Below are 20,076 nucleotides of genomic sequence, written 5' to 3'. Positions count from 1 at the left end.
GCCAATAAGCAATTCTTAACCGGACTGGACCTAGGCTCCCTGTCATGGGAGCGGCCATGAAATCGAATTCGATCCATTACGAGGTTCTGGGACAGCGCGGCACCGCCTGGACGATCATTGCTGTCGTGGACGAGCAGCACGAGGCGATGAAGAAGGCGCAGGAAGCCCGCACCTCCTACCGCGCCGTCAAGGTGATGCGGGAGCGCTTCGACAAGGACTCGAACACCTACCGCTCCGGGCAGATCTTCTACGCTGGCGCTCAGGCCAAGCCGTCCAAAATCGATCCCGACGAGGTTGCCGACGTCTGCTGGAAGGTCGACGACTTCTATTCCTATGAAGGCCGACGCTCCATCAACCGTCTCCTCCGCAAGGAACTGATGGAATGGGGCATCACCGCCACCGAACTGATCCACAGCCATGAACACATCCAGCGGCTGCAGGACAATGGAACCTCCATACAGCGCGCGGTGCAGCAGACGGCGATCGTACAGATCCGCGAGACCGGGCAGGGTGTCCAGGAACGGATCAAGCAGATCTACGAGCTGATCGAGAAGGGCGCGCGGGTTCTCGAGAAGGACATGCCGAGCTTCCCGTCCATCGTCGGCGACCGGCTGGATGAGGTCATCGAGCAGGTCGAATCGCGGGAGAGCCGTTCCTACCTGCTGCACGGGGCGCTGACACGCTATCTGGGCGGAGCGAAGGGCTTCAACGACAAGATGGTTCTGGTGCTGGGCCTGATCCGCGCGGATCATCCGGACTGGGTTCACGAGGTCGCGGACAACTTCGTCGCCGAGCTTCTTTCGATCGGGAAGGTGTTGTCCGTCCTCATCGGCGACCGCAAGACGCTGAAGGACGAAATGATCGCGGCCGCCAAGCTTGCCATCGGGCGGGCGGATCCGGCCGACGACAACTACCCGACCGAGGCGCGGATGGTGAACCGCCTCATCGCGGCGGGAAAGATGCCGGCGACCCACCAGGCGCTCACCCGTTTCGTCATCGAGGCGCTGAAGGGCAAGCGGCTGCTGATCGAAGGCGGCATTCTGGACGAGGCGAAGGCGCTGTCCGAAGTCGCCGAGAACCTGAAGTCCGAGAAGGACGAGTGGATCGGCAGCCTGTCCATGGTGGAGGCGATCGGCCGACGTTGTGGCCGCTGGCTGCATCCGGAAGCGGTGGCCGAACTGCTGAAGGACGCCACGGAGCCCGACGCCAAGTTGAAGCGCCTGCTGTCGCTGGAAGCCAACGTCTTCGGCAACGCCAACAAGCGGAAGATCGGCGATTTCCTCGTGCCCATCATCGCCTCGCCCCAGGGCGAGATGTATCTGACGCTGGAGGGCGGTACGGTGACGGCCAAGCTGCGCCGGCTGCGGGCGATGCAGGACATGGTCCTGCAGAGCAGCCTGCTGGACATGCACCGCAGCAAGCTGGCCCTGAAGCTCGACGAACTCGCCTATCGCGTGGTCCGGAACTCGAAACTGATCGAACGCATTTCTTCAAGCAAGGACGGTATCGTCGACCGCTGTTTCGCCCTGCTGAAGATGATCGTCGACGGCTACTTCACCATGGGCAACACCGAGACGGCGGCCCGAAATGCGGTGAAGCGCTGCCTGAGCAGCCCGGAGTTCACCGCCGGCTTCCTGAGGGCGGGCCTGTCACGCGAAGAGAAGATGTCCAGGCTCGAAGCGCTCAGCAAGCTGCTGAAGCAGGCCGGCGTGGACATTCAGGACACCCTCGGTGCGCCACCGCCGAAGCCGGACGCCGACGTCACGGCGTCAGCCTGAATAGCGGTCCGCTGTCAGCTGAGCCGCGGCGAGGTCTTCCAGCGCCGCACCCACCGACTTGAACAACGTCACCTCGCTGTCGTCCGAACGGCCGGCATGTGCGTCGCGGCAAAGCTCGTAAAGATCGGCTGCGATGTCATCGGGCGTGATCACGCCGGCCTTCAGCGGCTGTACGATATCGCCGCCCTCGCTGCTGGCGCCGTCGCGCGTGTCGACGAAGACCGTGGCGCGCCGGACGGCGTCGTCGTCGCATTCGCGCATGTCGGGTCGGAAGGCGCCGACCAGATCGAGGTGTGCGCCGTCTTTCAGCCAGCCGCCGAGCACCAGCGGTTCCGTCGAGAGTGTCGCGCAGGAGACGATGTCGGCCTGCCGGACCTCGGCTTCGAGATCCGTAGCCGCACTGACCGGCAGCCCCTCATCGGCGAGGCCCTGGGCCAGAGCCTCGGCGCTGGCCGGATTGCGGTTCCAGACGCGGACGCGATCGATCGAAGGCCGCGCCGCCATGTGAGCGCGGATCAGCATCGGCGCCAGCGTTCCGGCGCCGGCCATCAACATGTGGCGTGCGTCGCTGCGGGCGAGATAGCGCGCCGCGAGACCGGAAGCGGCGGCCGTGCGCCAGGCCGTCAGTCGCGCGCCGTCGATCAGTGCGGTGGGGGTGCCGGTCGCCGGATCCAGCAGCAGGTATTGCCCCTGTACGGCCGGCATACCGCGCTGGCCGTTGCCCGGAAAGACAGTGGCCAGCTTCACCCCGAAGGCCGCGCCGGTCTTCCAGGCCGGCATGAGCAACAGTGTTGCGTCGGCCTCCCCGGGCACGCCAACGGTGTGATGATGTCTCAGCGGCTGCTCGCATCCATCTCGGAACATCTCGTGCAGGGCGTCGGCAACGGCGGTTTCGTCCAGCAGACGATCGACGGTCTCGGCGCTGATGAACTGCATCAGACGGCTTCGGGGCCCCGGAGTGCGGGCTGGCCGGAACGCACCGGATCGCGATGCAGGGCCTCGTCGAGCGCCTTTTCGTTGGCGTCGAGTTCACGCGCCAGTTCGCCGGCGCGGCTCTCGGCGGACCGGGCGCGCTTGCGCACACGGCCGTCGCGGAACCAGACCACGATCCCGCCGAAGATCATGCCGGCCAGGAAGCAGGCGAAGATCACGAGATAGAGCGGGAACTCGACCGCATAGGGGATCGGTTCCAGCGCCAGGGTCACCGGCTCCTTGTTGGAAATACCGATGGACACGCCGACGATGATGGCGGCGAGAAATACGATGAGCTTGATCAGTTTCAACGGCAGTCTCCGAAAGGCCGTGACGGTCAGTCGGTGTTGAGCCGCTCGCGCAGTTCCTTACCGGTCTTGAAGAACGGCACGTACTTCTCGTGCACGTGCACGGCGTCGCCGGTGCGGGGGTTGCGGCCGACGCGTTCGGGGCGGCGCTTGACCGAAAACGCGCCGAAGCCACGCAGCTCGACCCGGTCGCCTCTCGAAAGCGCGGCGGTGATCTCGTCGAAAACGGTCGCCACGACCCGTTCGAAATCGCGGTGGCTGAGCTGCCGGTCCGGCTCGGTTTCGCCGTGCCGTTCCCGGTGCCTGTTCGCAATCCGGGTTATCAGTTCCGATTTGATCATTCGCGCGGCACCTGAGTGTCCTTCACCCTGACGGCAGAGAATGCCAAAGCGGAGGCAAGAGCGTCAAGCAAATGGGCGGACAATGAAATATTCTGGCCGCGGTGACGACCGGATCCCGAGATTGCGCGTGACGGTTCTCCTGGCCCTTCCGGTCTCCTAGACTTGGCGCATGTCAGGGAATGCCGATTCCGCACGCGCCACGTCCATCCGGCGCAGCCTCTCGTCGAGGCTGCTGATCCTGACCATCGGCTTTGTGATGCTGGCCGAGGTGATGATCTTCGTGCCGTCTGTCGCGCGCTACCGTGAGAGTTATCTGACCCAGAAGCTGGACGAAGCGAACCTGGCCGCCCTGTCGGTTCTGGCTGCGCCCGACGCCATGGTCTCCGAGGAACTGCGGAAGCTGCTGCTCCAGTCGGTCGGCGTCGAGAGCGTGGTCATGAAACTGCCCCAACGGCGCATGCTTCTTCTGGCCCACGACATGCCGCCGCAGATCGATCAGATCTTCGACCTGCGGACAGCCGGCGCCTTCGAGATGATCGGCGACACCCTGATGACTCTGGTCCGGGGCGGGGACCGGAAGCTGCGCATCATCGGTTACGCGACCACCGCCGCCGATGCGCATGTCGAGATCATCATGTCGGAGCGGCCCCTGCGCCAGGCCCTGCTCGACTATGGCTGGAACATCTTCACCCTGAGCCTGTTCATCTCGATCGTCAGCGCAACGCTGCTGTTCTTCACGCTCCGCTGGATGTTCGTGCGGCCGATGCGGCAGATGACGCGCAACATGATCGCCTTCCGGGAAAACCCCGAGACGGCGGAACTGCCGCCGCTGCCGACCGACCGCGGCGACGAGATCGCGCTCGCCTCCAACGAATTGATGGAGATGGAGCGGAACCTGCGTCAGGCGCTGGTGCAGAAAAATCATCTGGCTGCGCTGGGCACGGCGGTTGCCAAGATCAGCCACGACCTGCGCAACATCCTCGCCACCTCGCAGGTCGTTTCCGAACTGCTTCAGGATTCGGCGGATCCGGCGGTCCGGCGTCTGACGCCGCGGCTGCTGCAATCGCTGGACCGGGCCATCGCGCTTTGCGACCGATCCCTGAAATACGGCAGTGCGGACGAGCCGCCGCCATCACCGACCCGGTTCCAGCTCAGGAAGCTGGTCGACGAGGTCGGCGGCACGGTAACCATGGACCCCGACCAGTCGCCGCGCTGGCAGAACAACATCGAGGAGGAGTTCCAGCTCTACGCCGACCGTGACCAGATCTACCGGGTGCTGATGAACCTGGCCCGCAACGCCGTGCAGGCGGCGGGTCCGGAGGGCGAGGTCTGCTGTTCGGCGCGTGAGGAGGGCGCAATGGCCGTGATCCGGGTCTCCGATACCGGCGGCGGACTGCCGGAACACGCGAGGAAGAACCTGTTCCGCGCCTTCGCCGGCAAGGGGCGGGACGGTGGAACCGGCCTCGGGCTGGCGATCGCGCGGGACCTCATCACCGCCCATGGCGGCACCATCGAACTGGAACGCACCGGGCCGGAGGGCACCTGCTTCAGGATCACGCTGCCGGCCTGACCGCTTAACGGAAGTTTCAGCAGTTTTCGTAATCCTTGCGGCATGATCAGGATCTCTACAGCAGTGCTATTCGGCGCCCTGGCGGCGGCATGCAATCCCATGACGCTGTTCGAAGCGGACAAGCCCGATATCGAGACGGCTCAGCTCTACGCGGACGATGTCTGCGAGACCGCCGGTTCGAACTCCAACGCCTGTTACTTCGCCCGCCAGCAAGCCAACACACGCTGCTACCGCACGCTGGGCGTCGTCGACTGCTACCTGTCGGATCAGCCCTTCAGCACGACCGGCATTCCGCGCTCCAACGTGCAGCCGATCGACAAGCGCCCGCGCTTCACCGCCGTCGAGGCGGTCAGGACCAGCGCGCCGGTCGAAAGGGAAACGGCCGCGAAGGAAGAGGGTGCTGAAACCGAGGCGACCGACACTGGTCCCGTCACGCCGGCGCCCACCGGCTCATAAGAAAAACCCCGGCGCGTGAACGCCGGGGCTCTCCAGTTCAGTCCTGCAGGTGCAGATCAGTCGTTGCGGCGCGGACGGCGTCCCTTGCCGCCGCCACCGCCCGAGCGCTCGCGCTGGGGCAGGGGCTCGACGCCCTCGATTTCCTCGCCGGTCTCCTGATTGACGTAGCGCATGGACAGGCGGAACTTGCCGCGGTCGTCCATGTCCAGCAGCTTGACCCAGACTTCCTTGCCTTCCTCGACCACGTCCGAGACCTTCTCGGTGCGGCCTTCCTGCATTTCCGAGACGTGCACGAGGCCGTCGCGGCTGCCGAAGAAGTTCACGAAGGCGCCGAAATCCATGATCTTGACGACCTTGCCCTGGTAGACGGCGCCCACCTCGGGTTCGGCGACGATCGAGTGGATCCAGTCCAGGGCCTTCTTCGCGGCGTCGCCGTCGCTGGAAGCCACCTTGACGGTGCCGTCGTCGTCGATGTCGATCTTGCAGCCGGTGGTCTCGGTGATCTCGCGGATCACCTTGCCGCCGGTGCCGATGACATCGCGGATCTTGTCGGTCGGAACCTTGATCACCGAAATGCGCGGCGCGGTGTCGCGAAGTTCGGTGCGTTCGCTGGAGATCGCGCTGGTCATGCAGTCACGGATGTGGGCACGGCCCTCATGCGCCTGCTTCAGAGCGATGGTCATGATCTCCTCGGTGATGCCGGCGATCTTGATGTCCATCTGCAGCGAGGTGACGCCTTCGGACGTGCCGGCGACCTTGAAGTCCATGTCGCCCAGGTGATCCTCGTCGCCGATGATGTCGGACAGGACGGCGAAGCGCTCGCCCTCCAGGATCAGACCCATCGCAATGCCGGAGACGGCGCGGCGCAGCGGCACGCCCGCATCCATCATCGCCAGCGAGGTGCCGCACACCGTCGCCATCGAGGAGGAGCCGTTCGAACTCGGTGACTTCCGAGACCACACGGATCGTGTAGGGGAAGTCCTCCTTCGCCGGCATCAGCGGATGCACGGCGCGCCAGGCCAGCTTGCCGTGACCGATTTCACGACGTCCCGGGCCGAGGCGGAAGCTGGTCTCGCCGACCGAGTAGGGCGGGAAGTTGTAGTGCAGCATGAAGTGCTGTCGGCTCTCGCCCGCCAGTGCGTCGATGATCTGCTCGTCCTGGCCGGTGCCCAGCGTGGTCACGACCAGGGCCTGGGTCTCGCCGCGGGTGAACAGCGCCGAACCGTGGGCCCGGGGCAGCACGCCGACTTCGCAGTCGATGGGGCGCACCGTGGAGGTGTCGCGACCGTCGATGCGGGTGCCGGTGTCCAGAATCGAGGTGCGGACGATGTTCTTCTCGAGGTCCTTGAACGCCGACGAGACGGCGATATCGCCTTCCTCGTTGCCGGCCAGGGCCTCCTTGACCTTGGACTTGGCGGCCGAGACCGCGTCCTGGCGGCCGGTCTTCTCGCGGATGCCATAGGCGGCGACCAGGTCGTCGCGCGCAATGTCGGCAACCTTGGAGGCCAGCTCGTCGGTGTAGAGCGCCGGCGGCTCGGACCAGGGTTCCTTCGCCGCGCGCTCGGCCAGGCCGATGATCGCGTCGATGACTTCCTGATAGGCGTTGTGGCCGAACATGACAGCCTTCAGCATCTCGTCCTCGGAGAGCTCGTCGGCCTCGGATTCGACCATCATCACGGCATCGCCGGTGCCGGCGATGACCAGGTCCAGGCGGCTGTCGGCCATCTGGTCCAGGGTCGGGTTCAGCACGTACTCGCCGTCGATGAAGCCGACGCGGGCGCCGCCCAGCGGACCCATGAAGGGCAGGCCGGAAATGGTCAGCGCCGCGGAGGCGCCGATCATCGCGACGATATCGGCCTCGTTCTCCAGATCGTGCTGCAGCACGGTGCAGATGATCTGGGTGTCGTTCTTGAAGCCGCCGGCGAACAGCGGGCGGATCGGGCGGTCGATCAGGCGGCAGGTGAGGGTCTCGTGGTCCGAGGGACGCGCCTCACGCTTGAAGAAGCCGCCCGGGATCTTGCCGGCGGCGAATGCCTTTTCCTGATAGTTCACGGTCAGCGGGAAGAAGTCCTGGTCGGGCTTCGCCTGCTTGTTGGCGACGACGGTGCAGAGCACCATCGTCTCGCCATAGGTCGCCATCACGGCGCCGGTGGCCTGCCGGGCAATCTTGCCCGTTTCCAGGACCAGCTTGCGCCCGCCCCAGATGATTTCCTTACGGTGTATATCGAACATCTAGCTTACCTTCTTTCAGCCCGTCCCGGGCTGGTCCTGGACCGGGCAGCGCGGATCGCCCTTGCGTTCCGCGCCCCGAAATCCCGGTCCTGTCGCCCGACGCCCCTGCGCCGGACGTCAGTGGCCGTCAGCGGCGGATGCCGAGACGGCCGATGAGCTCGCGGTAGCGCGCCTCATCCTTCGACTTGACGTAGTCGAGCAACGACCGCCGCTTCGAGACCAGCTTCAGCAGGCCGCGGCGGGAATGGTTGTCTTTCTTGTGGGTCTTGAAGTGCTCGGTCAGGTTGACGATCCGCTCGGTCAGGATCGCGACCTGAACCTCGGGCGATCCGGTGTCGGCGTCGCCCTTGGCGTATTCCTTGATCAGTTCGGACTTGCGTTCCGCAGTAATCGACATCGGGTTACTCCATCTCGTTTGTATCGGACCGGCCGTCGGGCCGGTCAGAGATTGAAAACACGCACCGGTTCGACCATTTCCGCCCGATAGCGCGCCAGCGCCACGGGCTTTCGATCGTGCATGACGCAGAGGATCTGATCGTCCGGAGACGTGAAGTTGAGGACCCGCACAGGCTGACCGTTACGCAAGCGGTTCGCCTGTTCCCCCGTCAGGGCCAGAGCCGGGATGTCGTCCAGCGCGGTCTCGACAGGCAAAAGGGCCTCATGGCCGGCGCGCTTATCGCACAGGCTCTCGAAATCCGCCAGCGAAATCGCGCCTTCCAGCCTGAAGGCGCCGACGGCAGTGCGGCGGAGAGCACTGACGTGTCCGAAGCATCCGAGATCGCGGCCGAGGTCGCGGGCCAGGCTGCGCACATAGGTGCCCTTGCCGCAGACCATCCGGAACGCGGCGTGGTCCGGATCGGGCATTCCGGTCAGTTCGAGATCGAAGATCTCGACCTCGCGCGGCGCCAGTTCCGGTGGCTCTCCGTCACGGGCCAGGTCGTAGGCGCGTTCACCATCGACCTTGATCGCCGAGAAGGCTGGCGGACGCTGACTGATAATGCCGGTGTAGCCGGGCATGGCGGCGCGGATGGCGGCCTCGTCCGGCCGCTCGGCGCTCGTCTCGACCGGCGCGCCCTCGGCGTCGTCGGTGGTGGTCTCGACACCCCAACGCACCGTGAACTCGTAGGTCTTCTCGGCGTCCATGGACAGGTGGATACACTTGGTCGCCTCGCCGAAGGCGATCGGCAGGATCCCGCTGGCCAGCGGATCGAGTGTGCCCGCATGTCCGGCCTTCTTTGCCTTCAGAAGCCAGCGGACGCGGTTGACCATGTCTGTGGAGGTCGGGCCGACAGCCTTGTCCAGGACAAGCCAGCCGTTGATGTCCAGCCCCTTCCTACGACGCGCCATCGTCCAGATCGGGCTTGACGGCGCCGGAGCGCAGGATGCCGTCGATGTGCTGGGCGTGATCGAAGCTGTGGTCGCGGCGGAAGGCGAGGGTGGGGGCGTATTTCAGCTTCACCGACTTAGCCACACGGCCGGCGACGAAGCGCGATGACCGGTTGAGGCCGGCCAGCACCTCTTCGACGTCACGGCCGCCCAGCGGTTCTACGAAGACGGTCGCGTTGCGCAGGTCCGGCGACAGACTGACCTCGGTCACTGTGATCGAACGCCCGGCGACCGAGGGATCCTGAATCTCCTCGCGCCTCAGGATCTCGACGATGGCGTGACGCACCAGTTCGCCGACGCGCAGCTGGCGGGTGCCCGGCCCGTCGGTCTTCTTGCGGTGGTGGCGCATGGATACTCCCATGCAGCTCGTCCGGACCCGTTACAGGGTCCGGGCGATCTGCTGCACTTCGTAGACCTCGATCTGGTCGTTCTCCTGGATGTCCTGATGGTTCTGGAAGGACATGCCGCATTCGCTGCCCTGGCGCACTTCGGCAACGTCGTCCTTGAAGTGCTTCAGGGTGGCGATGACGCCCTCGTGGAGCACGATGCCGTCGCGCAGCTGGCGGTAATGGGCGCCGCGCTTGACCACGCCGTCGGTGACGAGGCAACCGGCAACCTTGCCGACCTTGGAGACGTTGAAGACGGCGCGGACATCGGCCGTGCCCAGATTGATCTCCTTGGTCTCCGGGGCCAGTTCGCCGGACATCATCTCCCGCAGCTCGTCCGTCAGTTCGTAGATGACGTTGTAGTAGCGGATATCGACGCCGTCGCGTTCGGCGGCCTCGCGGGCCTGCTTGTTCGGGCGGGCATTGAAGCCGAGGATCACCGCGCCGGCCGATTTGGCCAGCCCGACATCTGTCTCGGTGATGCCGCCGACGCCGGCGTGCAGGACGCGCGCCTTGACCTCGTCGGTCGACAGCTTCTCGGCCGCGGCCACGATGGCCTCGACGGAACCCTGCACGTCGCCCTTCACCAGGATCGGCACCTCGGCCGCCTGGCCTTCCTTGATCGCCGAGAGCATCTGCTCCAGCGTGCCGCGGCTGCCGGCGGCGGCCAGCTGGCTCTTGTCGCGGCGGGTACGGACCTCGGCAACCTCGCGGGCGCGCGCTTCGGAATCGACGACGACGAAGTCGTCACCGGCCGACGGCGCGTCCTGGTAGCCCAGAACCTCGACCGGCATCGACGGGCCGGCCTCGTCGAGACGGTTGTTCTGGTCGTCGACCAGGGCGCGGACGCGGCCCCAGGTCGAGCCGGAAACGAAGATGTCGCCGACCTTCAGCGTGCCGCCCTGCACCAGGATGGTGGCGACGGCGCCGCGGCCCTGTTCAAGCTGGGCTTCGATGACCGTGCCGTTGGCAGCCCGGTCGGCATTGGCCTTCAGTTCCAGGATTTCCGCCTGCAGGGTGATGGCCTCGATCAGCTCGTCGAGACCGTCGCCGCGGAGCGCGGAGATCTCGACGGCGATCTGCTCGCCGCCCATTTCCTCGACCACGATGTTGTGCTGCAGCAGGTCCTGCTTCACGCGGGAGGGGTTGGCCTCCGGCTTGTCCATCTTGTTGACAGCGATGATGATCGGCACTTCGGCCGCCTGGGCGTGATTGATCGCCTCGATGGTCTGCGGCATCACCGAATCGTCGGCCGCAACGACCAGGACCACGATGTCGGTCACCTTGGCGCCGCGGGCGCGCATCGACGTAAATGCCGCATGGCCCGGCGTGTCGATGAAGGTGATCTTCGCGCCGGCCTCGGTCGTGATCTGGTAGGCGCCGATATGCTGTGTGATGCCACCGGCCTCGCCGCGGACCACATCGGTCTTGCGAAGGGCGTCGAGCACGGACGTCTTGCCGTGATCGACATGGCCCATGACGGTGACCACCGGCGGCCGGGCCGAGAGGCTGTCGTCCGCATCGCTCGGCGGCACGATCGCATCTTCGACATCGGTCTCGGAGACGCGCTTGATCCGGTGACCGAACTCCTCGATCACCAGTTCCGCGGTATCCGCGTCGATGGTCTGGTTGATGGTCGCCATGACGCCCATCTTCATCATCGCCTTGACGACGTCGCCGCCACGGACGGCCATACGGTTGGCCAGTTCGCTGACCGTGATCGCCTCGGGCACCACGACTTCGCGGATGACGCGGCCGACGGCTTCCTGGCCGCCGCCGCGGGCCTCACGCTTCTCGCGGCTGGCGCGGCGGCGCATGGCGGCCAGCGACCGCTGCTTCTCGCCGCTGTCGTCCAGCGCCTGGGAAATCGTCAGCTTGCCACTGCGACGACGGGAGCCGCCGGGCTTGCCGCGGTTGGCGCCGGGCTTGTTGGCCGGCGGGGTCCCGGGGCGTCCCTTTCGGGCCCGGTCTTCGTCCTCGGCGGTCTCGCCCTCTGCGGACTGGCGCTGCTCGCTGGCCTGCTGCGCCTTTTCAAGCACGGCCTTGCGGCGGGCAGCTTCGTCGTCGGCCTTCTTCTTGGCTTCTTCCTCGGCCTTGCGTTTGGCTTCCGCCTCTTCCTCGGCCTTCCGCTGCGCTTCCTCTTCGGCCTTGCGCAGCGCCTCTTCGTCGGCCTTGCGCTTGGTTTCGGCGGCGGCCAGGCGTTCAGCGTCTGCGCGCGCCTTGGCGCGGCGGTCCGCTTCCTCCGATTTTGCCGATTTCAGCGCCTTCAGGCGGGCGGCCTTCTCGTCGTCGGTCAGGCGCGGCAGGACCACCCGGTCCTTGCGGGCTTCCAGACGGGCGCGGCCGTCGGTTCGCTCTTCGGCAGCCGGCGTATCCTTCTTCGGACGGACGATCTTGGCGACATCCGCCCGGGGCTCTTCGGCCTGATCGCCGGCAGGGCGCACTTCCGGAGTGCCATCGCGTTTGACGCCACGCTTCTTCTTCACCTCGACCTGAACATTCCGGGCGCTCCGCCCGCTGCCCTGGCGCACGGCGCCGCCGTCGGACCGCTTCTTCAACTCGAGCCGTCCGCCACGCGGGGTTACCGTCAAGGTCTTCTTGTCGCCAGATTGTTTCTGTTCAGTCATCTACGATCCGCTTCTTCGTTACCCCATTGTCGGGCGCGCCCTCGGCTCGTCTGAGCCGTTCCGCATCCCGAACAAATTTCTCCGCAAGCCGCCCCGGCGCGACCGCAGCATGTACCACATTTTCTCGGCCCAAGGCCAAACTCAAATCCTCGCGGTCGAACAGCGAGACAACCGGTGCGTCCCACGCCATTTTTACCGCTCTCGACCGGGCCGTGTCTCCGCCGTCGGCGGCGACGATCATCACCCCGACCGGTCCCCGTTCCGAGGCTTCCCGGACCTTCTCGTAGCCCGCCGTCAGCTGCCCGGCGCCGTTTGCCAGTCCCAGCTGGTCCAGACAACGCCGCCGCAGCAGGCCGGTCAGCAGGTCCGGCAACTGGTCCGGCAGCCTCGCGGCCGTCCTGAAGGCGCGGGGGAAGGGGTTCTTCGCCACCGCCTTCGACATCACGTCGCGGTCTGCAAGCAGCCACGCGCCGCGTCCGGGCAGTCTTTCCTCCAGATCCGGCGTCACGACGCCGTCCGGATCCAGAACGAAGCGTATCATGGCGGCGGTGTCGCCGCTCGCGCCGGTTACGATGCAGCGCCGTTCCGGCGCATCCCTGTCCGCACGCTTGACCATGGTTCGCTCCGCCGGCCCGGCATCAGGCCTGTGCCTCCTCTTCCACGGCTTCGTCACCACCGCCTTCGCCTTCGCCGGCGGTCACTTCCTCTTTGTCGTCGAACCAATGCGCACGGGCGGACATGATGATCTCGTTGGCGTCGTCAAGTGTGAGATCGAACTCCCGCAGCGGCGCGTCGCTGTCCGAAATCAGTTCCTCGGACGCGAAGTCGCCGAGATCGTCCAGCGTCTTGACACCGGCCTCGCCCAGCTTGACCAGCATGTGCGGCGTCAGCTTCTCGATGGCGGCGACGTCATCCTCGACGCCCAGCTCCTTGCGCTTCTCGTCATGGGCCTGCTCGATGCGGAGCAGGTGATCCTGGGCGCGGGACTGGAGCTCCTCGGCGACCTCGGCGTCGAAGCCCTCGATCTCCTCCAGTTCCTCCAGAGGCGAGAAGGCGACTTCGTCGACGCTGTCGAAACCTTCGGCCACCAGCAGCTGCGCGATCATCTCGTCGACGTCCAGCGCCTCGATGAACATGTCGGAGCGTTCCTTGAACTCCTGCTGACGGCGCTCCGATTCCTCTTCCTCGGTCAGGATGTCGATATCCCAGCCGGAAAGCTGCGAGGCGAGGCGGACGTTCTGGCCGCGGCGGCCGATGGCCAGGCTCAGCTGGTCGTCGGGCACCACCACCTCGATCCTGTTCTGGTCCTCGTCGAGGACGACCTTCATCACGTCGGCCGGCGCGAGCGCGCTGACAATGAAGCTCGCCGGATCGGAGGTGAAGGGAATGATGTCGATCTTCTCGCCCTGCAGTTCGTTCACGACGGCCTGGACGCGGCTGCCACGCATGCCGACGCAGGCGCCGACCGGATCGATCGAGCTGTCGTGGCTGATCACGGCGATCTTGGCGCGGCTGCCCGGATCGCGGGCGACAGCGCGGATCTCGATGATGCCGTCATAGACTTCCGGCACTTCCTGGGCGAACAGCATCGCCATGAAGTTCGGATGGGTGCGCGACAGGAAGATCTGGGGGCCGCGGTTCTCGCGGCGGACGTCCAGGATGTAGGCTCGGACCCGGTCGCCGGGACGGAAGGTTTCCCGCGGCAGCAGCTCGTCGCGGCGCATCACCGCCTCGGCGCGGCCGAGGTCGACGACCACGTTGCCGTGCTCGGCGCGCTTGACCAGCCCGTTGATGATCTCGCCCTTGCGGTCCTTGTATTCCTCGAACTGGCGCTCGCGTTCGGCGTCACGGACCTTCTGGAAGATGATCTGCTTGGCCGACTGGGCCGAGACGCGACCGAAGTCGATCGGGGGCAGGGGCTCGGAGATCAGATCGCCGACCTCGACGTCCGGGTTCATCTCCTGCGCCTCGCTCAGCGGGATCTGCGTGGCCGCATCCTCGATGTCCTCGACCGCCTCGCGCAGACGCCAGAGGCTGATATCGCCGGTCTTGCGGTCGATCTGGGCGCTGATCATGTGTTCGGCGCCATAGGTGGCCTTTGCTGTCCGTTGGATGGCTTCCTCCAGCGCCTCGACCACGATCTCGGGGTCGATGGACTTCTCGCGTGCCACGGCGTCCGCGACCTGCAGCAGCTCCAGCCTGTTTGCCGTTGTCACCGCCATTTCTTTACTCCGTATCCTCGGTCTGCTCGGACCTGGCCTTCTCCCGGGCCTTGCTCTCGCGCAGGCTTGCCTCGATCAGTCGGTCCGTCAGGACCAGTTTTGCTTCGGCGATCTCGCCGAGCGGAAACCGCATCGCGGCCTCCGCCTCGGACACGCCGGCCACATCCATCGCGACCGAACCGTCCGAAAATCCCTTCAGCACACCCTTGAACCGCTTGCGGCCGTCGACCGGGTGCGACAGTTCCAGCTTCGCGTCGAAGCCGGCATAACGCTCGAAGTCCTTCGGCCGGGTCAGGGGCCGGTCGACGCCTGGCGACGAGACCTCGAGATTGTAGGCATCCGAAATCGGGTCCTCGACATCCAGGATCGCCGAGACCGCGCGGCTTACGCTTTCGCAGTCATCGATGCCCATCTGACCGTCTTCGGACCGTTCCGCCATGATCTGCAGGATCGGCCGTCCGCCGCCCGTGTAGCGGACGCGCACCAGATCGAAGCCCATCGCCTCAAGCGACGGTCCGATCAGCTCCGAAATCCGCTCCGTAAGACCCTGCGACATGCCGTCCGTAGATATCCTGCCTTGCTCACCTGCCTGTCAGAGCCGGAATCGCGAGGCGTCCGCTCCGCAGAAACAAAAAAGTGGGCCAGCGGCCCACCCATCTTGACGCTCTAACAGCGTTTGCTGGTGTGTGCCGGATAATATGGATTTCGGCCCGGCAATCAAGCCCCGCGCAGAAAATCGAAAAACAGCGGCCAGTCGCCCTTCTCTTCGGCCTTCTGCTGGTAGCGCGTCGTCACGTGATCGGCCGGGGGGCAGCGCCAGTCGTCCGCACGCTCGGCGGTCCATTCGAATGCGGGGTGGGCCAGCATGCGCGGCAGGATCCAGCGTGCATAGTCCATGTGGTCGGTGGCGATGCGGAACTGCCCGCCGGGCCTGATGACCCGCGCCAGCCGGTCCAGATTCGCCGGGTTCACGAAGCGCCGCTTGTGGTGGCGCAGCTTCGGCCATGGATCGGGGAACAGCAGGAAGCATCGCTCGATCGAGGCTTCGGGCAGCGCCTCGAGGAAGGGCCGGGCATCCTCCGCGTGCAGGCGCACATTGCCCAGTTCCTGCTCCTCCACGGTCGCCAGAGTCTTGGCGACGCCCTCGAGGAAGGGTTCGCAGCCGATCAGGGTGACGTCCGGATTTTTCGCCGCCTGGGCGCACAGGTGTTCCCCGCCGCCCGCACCGATCTCCAGCCACAGGGTACCTTCCGGCAGGCGCGCCGGATCGGGCCCCAACTGCGGCAGCAGGGATTCGAGCAGCTCTTCCTGGCGCCGGCTGGGACGCTTGCCCCGCCGGCGGCCGTAGAATCGGAAGGGCGGTCCGGCGGGCCGGTCCGTGTCAGACCTTGCAGGCATCCTTGAGCGCTTCGACCAGATCGAGCCGCTCCCAGGAGAAGCCGCCGTCGTCATTGGCGGTCCGCCCGAAATGGCCATAGGCAGCCGTCCGCTCGTAGATCGGACGCATCAGGTCGAGATGCTGGCGGATGCCGCGGGGGCTCAGATCCATGACCTGGGTAAGCGCCTTTTCCAGTTTCGCTTCCTCGACCTCGCCCGTGCCGTAGAGGTCGACATAGACAGAGAGCGGCTTGGAAACGCCGATGGCGTAGGAAAGCTGGATCGTGCAGCGTTCCGCGAGGCCTGCGCCGACGACATTCTTGGCCAGGTAGCGCGCCGCGTAGGCAGCCGAGCGGTCGACCTTGGTCGGGTCCTTGCCCGAGAAGGCGCCGCCGCCATGCGGGGCCGCGCCGCCATAGGTATCGACGATGATCTTGCGGCCGGTCAGGCCGGCGTCGCCGTCCGGGCCGCCGATGACGAACTTGCCGGTCGGATTGACGTAGAACTCGTCCTCCGGACACATCCAGCCGTCGGGCAGGGCGCCCTCGACGAAGGGGCGCACCAGCTCCCGGACATCCTCCTGGCTGAGACCGTCCGCGTGCTGGGTCGACACGACGACCGACGTCGCGCCGACAGGCTTGCCGTTCTCATAGCGCAGCGTGACCTGGCTCTTGGCGTCCGGTCCGAACTCGGCGCGTTCGCCGGAGTGACGGGCCTGGGCCATGGACTGCAGGATCCGGTGCGAGAAGTAGATCGGGGCCGGCATGAGCTCGTCGGTCTCACGGCAGGCATAGCCGAACATGATGCCCTGGTCGCCGGCGCCGAGGTCCTTGTTGCCCGAAGCGTCCACGCCCTGGGCGATGTCGACCGACTGCGGGTGCAGGTAGACATGCACATTGGCGGTCTTCCAGTGGAAGCCGTTCTGCTCGTAGCCGATGTCCTTCACGGCCCGCCTCGCCGTCTCCTCGATCAGTTCCGGCGTGATGCTCGAGGGGCCGCGCGTCTCGCCCGCCAGCACGATCAGATTCGTCGTGGTCAGAGTCTCGCAGGCGACACGTGCATCCGGTTCGGCGCCGAGGAAAAGGTCAACAACCGCATCAGAGATGCGGTCGCAGACCTTGTCCGGATGACCTTCCGAAACCGACTCCGAGGTGAAGAGATAGTTCTGACGCGGCAATGCTGCCCCTCCCATGGACAGGCGGGCTCGGCGGCCCGGATCGAAATCGAGCGTGCTTTCTGACAAGCGATTCCGGCGGGGTCAAGCGCAAGAGGGCGCTGCGCGGTTCAGGCGCAGCGACAGGAGGGGTTCAGTTCTCCGACGACTGGTTGGCGATCGCCTTCACCAGTTCGAACAGACGTTTGCGCACGGTCGGTTCGGGAATCCGGTCATAGGCGCGGACCAGTTCCAGGATCTCGCGGCGGAACAGTTGTTCGGTATCGAACGGGGCCTGACCGCCTTCGGACAGCCCTGACGCGGCGCTGCCGTCGCCAATGGCTTCGTCGGCGCCTTCGAAGAAGAAGGACGGCGGAACCTCGAGAATCTGGCTCAACTCGAAAAGTCGGCTGGCGCCAATGCGGTTGGCGCCGCGCTCATATTTCTGGACCTGCTGAAAAGTCAATCCAAGAGCCTGGGCGAGTTTCTGCTGGCTCAGTCCCTTGAGGGTGCGGCACAGGCGGACACGACTGCCGACATGTATGTCCACGGGGTGCGGGTGTTCTGCCAACGAATATTCCTTTCCGTTCTTCCGGCACAACGTTTCCCCCGCAACGTCGTGCTCACGCCCTTTCGTTCCGTAAGCGCGCCCTTCTATGCTGCCGCGGGTTTCACTGGTCAAGCTTGGAATTTCGCAGCGTCAAGAATTCGGTCGTACTGATGCAAGGATAGGGCGTCTGTCTGGACTCGTCTAATGGTTGAACCAGCGCTGAATATTGACTCTAGTTTGCTGCGAAAGACTTTATTTATTTGGTTAACGGAAAGTCTCCGCCCCGTGAAAGGGCACGACGGACCGCCAGGTTTCAGTTTCCGCGCCGCGGCAGGGCCGAAACAACCAGTAGTAGAATTGCGATTACAAGAACGGGTATCGAGCCTGTTCGACCAAAGAGAGTTTCACTAGCGGGCGGTGGCAGAATACCGTCAAGAACACCTTTGGTGCCAAGGGGTATTACGCCCTGAATCCGGCCGTAGGCGTCTATGATTCCAGATATGCCCGTCCCCGCGGCACGAATCAGGGGAAGGCCCTGCTCGACGGCTCTGAAACGGGTCATGTCGAAATGCTGATCGGGTCCGGTCAGCTCCCCGAACCATCCGTCATTCGTCAGGTTCAAAAGCCAGCCGGGACGATCGGCGCGTGCGGCGCGGGCGGGAAAGATTGCCTCGTAGCAGATGAGAAGGGCGGCCGGCGGCAGATCGCCGGCGACGAGAACCTCGTCTTCCGCGCCGATTGTGAAATCGCCCCGTCCCTGGGCTAGCTTGTCGAGCCCGATACGTTGCAGCACGGCGCGCATGGGCAGGTATTCGCCGAACGGGACCAGGTGGTGCTTGTCGGCGCTGTCGGCGATGCGGCCGTCGGATCCGATCAGAATCGCCGAATTGTAGAACCGTTCATTGCCGCCAATGTCCTCGACGCGGGGAGCGCCGGTCACGACATGGCCGCCTGGCGGGGCCACGCCGGCAATGGCCGCCAGCGGACCCGGCGCCCGGGAGAGCAGGAACGTTGCCGCGGTCTCCGGCCAGATCACAAGGTCGCCATCGAACCCGCGGCTCATCTCCAGCAGCATCCGGAAGTTCGGTTCGACCCTGTCAGGGCGCCATTTCTCCCGCTGCGGGATATTGCCCTGGACAATACGGATGGACACAGGCTCGGCACCGGGCGCATGGACGGCCGGTTCGGGCCGCAACGCCCCGGCGGCGAGTATCACGGCAACGAAGGCCAGGGCCGCCCCTGCGGCACGCGGCGACCGGTTCTGGCCCGCCAGCAATGCGGGCGCCGCGAAGCCCAGGACGGCGAGGAAGGAAAGCCCGAAGACGCCGGCCCAGGCCGCCGGCTGCATCAGAAGGTGATGCGCGCCGAGGGCGTAGCCGGCGAGGTTCCATGGAAATCCGGTCAGCACCCAGCCGCGCGCCATCTCGGCGAGCGTCCATGCGGCGGCCAGTGCCAGCAGCCGCCGCCAGCCCGTGGGCGCCACCCGCCACGCGAGTGCTGTGGCCGCGCTCGTGAACAACGCGAGCAGCGCTGGCAGGCCGAGTGTCGGAAACGGGATCATCCAGGCGAACTTTTCGGGCTCGACCAGAAAGGCTGACGCGATCCAGTAGAGCCCGGCGATGAAGTGACCCCAGCCAAAGAACCAGCCGGTCCAGAAAGCCTCGGGCGTCCGACCGCACTTGCTCAGCAGCCACAGAAGACCGGCAAAACCCAGAAAGCCGAGCGGCAGGATGTGGAAGGGCGCGAAGACAAGCGTTGTGATCGCGCCGAGCAGAAACGCCAGCGCCAGCCGGTTTCGCGGCCTGGCCCCGGCCGGGTTCGATGTCACGCCGGCCGGCTCTCGCCGTTTCCGCCACCGCATTCTGACCGTCGCGGCGGACCCTGAGCCGATGGATCCGGCGCGCATCGGCCTCGACGACCTCGAACTCCAGACCGCAGTCGTGCCGGATCACCTCGCCGCGCTTGGGCACGCGGCCGAGCGCCACGAAGACGAAGCCGCCGAGGGTGTCGATTTCCTCGTCTTCCTCGTCGGCGAGCAGATCGCAGCCGACGCGCTCCTCGAACTCTTCGAGTTCGAATCGGGCATCGACATCGATCGTGCCGTCCGCATTTTCCTTGAAGGCGGGCTCCACCTCGTTGTCGTGCTCGTCGCGGATATCGCCGACGATTTCCTCGATCAGGTCCTCGATCGTCACCAGACCGTCGACGCCGCCATACTCGTCGACGACGATCGCCATGTGACGCCGGTTGGCCCGCATTTCGACCATCAGATCGATGACCGGCTTTGAGGGGGGCACAACCAGCGGCGCGCGGAGGATGCTGCGCAGGTCGATGGCGCCGCTCTGGCCCCAGTACTTCACAAGATCCTTGATGTGCAGGATGCCCATGATGTCGTCCAGCTGGTCCTTGTAGACCGGCAGACGGCTGTGCGGCGCCTCCAGATACCGGGCGACGAGATCCGAAAGCTGCAGGCTGATATCGACCGCCACGATGTCGCCTCGTGGGACCATCACGTCATCGACCCGCTTGCTGCCGAGCGCAACGATGTTGGCGAGCATCAGGCGTTCTTCCTCGCCGAACTCGTGCTCGCCCGATTCCGCGTGTTCCTCGAGGATCTCCTCGATGCTCTCACGCCATCCGTTCTCGCCGTTTCGCTGTTTGCTGCGCGACTTCAGCAAGCCGCCGAACCAGCTGCCGAGACCTGACTGGTCGCCGGTG

Annotated in this window: 18 protein-coding genes and 2 pseudogenes; 4 read left to right on the top strand and 16 right to left on the bottom strand. The window is 65.6% G+C overall.

Features of this window, described 5'->3' with window-relative positions; translation table 11 throughout:
• Positions 1-56 precede the first annotated feature (56 nt).
• Positions 57-1,778, top strand: coding sequence for a hypothetical protein (locus tag ACMVY4_RS16345; protein ID WP_416897056.1), 1,722 nt, complete (start codon positions 57-59; stop codon positions 1,776-1,778).
• Here ACMVY4_RS16345 and ACMVY4_RS16340 read toward each other — a convergent pair.
• Genes ACMVY4_RS16340 through ACMVY4_RS16330 form a run of 3 tightly spaced genes read right to left on the bottom strand, consistent with a single transcriptional unit; the run spans position 1,770 to position 3,399 of the window.
• Positions 1,770-2,714: an ornithine cyclodeaminase family protein gene (locus ACMVY4_RS16340; protein WP_416897055.1), complete on the bottom strand. Its 945-nt coding sequence runs from the start codon at positions 2,712-2,714 to the stop codon at positions 1,770-1,772. The genes ACMVY4_RS16345 and ACMVY4_RS16340 overlap by 9 nt on opposite strands.
• On the bottom strand, positions 2,714-3,061 hold the full coding sequence (locus ACMVY4_RS16335; RefSeq protein WP_416897054.1) for a LapA family protein: 348 nt from the start codon (positions 3,059-3,061) through the stop codon (positions 2,714-2,716). The genes ACMVY4_RS16340 and ACMVY4_RS16335 overlap by 1 nt, the downstream gene beginning before the upstream one ends.
• A gap of 26 nt (positions 3,062-3,087) precedes the next feature.
• Complete coding sequence (locus tag ACMVY4_RS16330; protein WP_416897053.1) at positions 3,088-3,399, bottom strand: integration host factor subunit beta; 312 nt, start codon at positions 3,397-3,399, stop codon at positions 3,088-3,090.
• A gap of 169 nt (positions 3,400-3,568) precedes the next feature.
• Here ACMVY4_RS16330 and ACMVY4_RS16325 point away from each other — a divergent pair, with 169 nt between their 5' ends.
• On the top strand, positions 3,569-4,969 hold the full coding sequence (locus ACMVY4_RS16325) for a sensor histidine kinase (RefSeq protein ID WP_416897052.1): 1,401 nt from the start codon (positions 3,569-3,571) through the stop codon (positions 4,967-4,969).
• 99 nt (positions 4,970-5,068) lie between these two features.
• On the top strand, positions 5,069-5,425 hold the full coding sequence (locus ACMVY4_RS16320) for a hypothetical protein (protein WP_416897051.1): 357 nt from the start codon (positions 5,069-5,071) through the stop codon (positions 5,423-5,425).
• A gap of 56 nt (positions 5,426-5,481) precedes the next feature.
• On the opposite strand, the pseudogene pnp reads toward ACMVY4_RS16320, so the two are convergent.
• The 13 genes and pseudogenes from pnp to ACMVY4_RS16255 form a co-directional block, all read right to left on the bottom strand.
• Positions 5,482-7,657: pseudogene (gene pnp / locus ACMVY4_RS16315) on the bottom strand (polyribonucleotide nucleotidyltransferase).
• A 127-nt stretch (positions 7,658-7,784) separates the two neighbouring features.
• Positions 7,785-8,054 (bottom strand): 30S ribosomal protein S15, encoded by a 270-nt coding sequence (gene rpsO / locus ACMVY4_RS16310; protein ID WP_416897050.1) that lies wholly within the window; start codon positions 8,052-8,054, stop codon positions 7,785-7,787.
• A gap of 44 nt (positions 8,055-8,098) precedes the next feature.
• Positions 8,099-9,004: a tRNA pseudouridine(55) synthase TruB gene (truB, locus tag ACMVY4_RS16305; RefSeq protein ID WP_416897049.1), complete on the bottom strand. Its 906-nt coding sequence runs from the start codon at positions 9,002-9,004 to the stop codon at positions 8,099-8,101.
• Complete coding sequence (gene rbfA, locus ACMVY4_RS16300; protein ID WP_416897048.1) at positions 8,991-9,404, bottom strand: 30S ribosome-binding factor RbfA; 414 nt, start codon at positions 9,402-9,404, stop codon at positions 8,991-8,993. The genes truB and rbfA overlap by 14 nt, the downstream gene beginning before the upstream one ends.
• 18 nt (positions 9,405-9,422) lie before the next feature.
• Positions 9,423-12,056 carry a translation initiation factor IF-2 gene (gene infB, locus ACMVY4_RS16295; protein ID WP_416897047.1) on the bottom strand — a complete coding sequence of 878 codons (2,634 nt, stop codon included), beginning with the start codon at positions 12,054-12,056 and terminating at the stop codon, positions 9,423-9,425.
• Complete coding sequence (locus ACMVY4_RS16290; RefSeq protein WP_416897046.1) at positions 12,049-12,672, bottom strand: RNA-binding protein; 624 nt, start codon at positions 12,670-12,672, stop codon at positions 12,049-12,051. The genes infB and ACMVY4_RS16290 overlap by 8 nt, the downstream gene beginning before the upstream one ends.
• A 22-nt stretch (positions 12,673-12,694) precedes the next feature.
• Positions 12,695-14,278, bottom strand: a complete 1,584-nt coding sequence (gene nusA, locus ACMVY4_RS16285; RefSeq protein WP_416897045.1) for a transcription termination factor NusA — start codon at positions 14,276-14,278, stop codon at positions 12,695-12,697.
• Between the two features lie 4 nt (positions 14,279-14,282).
• Positions 14,283-14,834 (bottom strand): ribosome maturation factor RimP, encoded by a 552-nt coding sequence (gene rimP, locus ACMVY4_RS16280; RefSeq protein ID WP_416897044.1) that lies wholly within the window; start codon positions 14,832-14,834, stop codon positions 14,283-14,285.
• 161 nt (positions 14,835-14,995) lie between these two features.
• A complete protein-coding gene (gene trmB, locus ACMVY4_RS16275) occupies positions 14,996-15,676 on the bottom strand; it encodes a tRNA (guanosine(46)-N7)-methyltransferase TrmB (RefSeq protein ID WP_416897043.1) in 681 nt (226 codons plus the stop codon).
• Positions 15,660-16,847, bottom strand: a complete 1,188-nt coding sequence (metK, locus tag ACMVY4_RS16270) for a methionine adenosyltransferase (RefSeq protein ID WP_416900333.1) — start codon at positions 16,845-16,847, stop codon at positions 15,660-15,662. Before metK ends, trmB begins: the two co-directional genes overlap by 17 nt.
• 115 nt (positions 16,848-16,962) lie before the next feature.
• Complete coding sequence (locus ACMVY4_RS16265) at positions 16,963-17,409, bottom strand: helix-turn-helix domain-containing protein (RefSeq protein ID WP_416900332.1); 447 nt, start codon at positions 17,407-17,409, stop codon at positions 16,963-16,965.
• A gap of 262 nt (positions 17,410-17,671) precedes the next feature.
• Positions 17,672-19,219 carry an apolipoprotein N-acyltransferase gene (gene lnt, locus ACMVY4_RS16260; RefSeq protein ID WP_416897042.1) on the bottom strand — a complete coding sequence of 516 codons (1,548 nt, stop codon included), beginning with the start codon at positions 19,217-19,219 and terminating at the stop codon, positions 17,672-17,674.
• A gap of 70 nt (positions 19,220-19,289) precedes the next feature.
• Positions 19,290-19,847: pseudogene (locus ACMVY4_RS16255) on the bottom strand (CBS domain-containing protein); the annotation flags it as partial.
• Between ACMVY4_RS16255 and ACMVY4_RS16250 the strand changes: the two are divergent.
• Positions 19,731-20,063 carry a hypothetical protein gene (locus tag ACMVY4_RS16250; protein ID WP_416897041.1) on the top strand — a complete coding sequence of 111 codons (333 nt, stop codon included), beginning with the start codon at positions 19,731-19,733 and terminating at the stop codon, positions 20,061-20,063. The pseudogene ACMVY4_RS16255 and the gene ACMVY4_RS16250 overlap by 117 nt on opposite strands.
• Positions 20,064-20,076: the final 13 nt, after the last annotated feature.

It is taken from the genome of Minwuia sp., assembly GCF_048007105.1.
Taxonomy (GTDB): domain Bacteria; phylum Pseudomonadota; class Alphaproteobacteria; order Minwuiales; family Minwuiaceae; genus Minwuia.
Note: the sequence above shows the minus strand (reverse complement) of the source record. Positions and strands in the feature narration are given on the sequence as shown.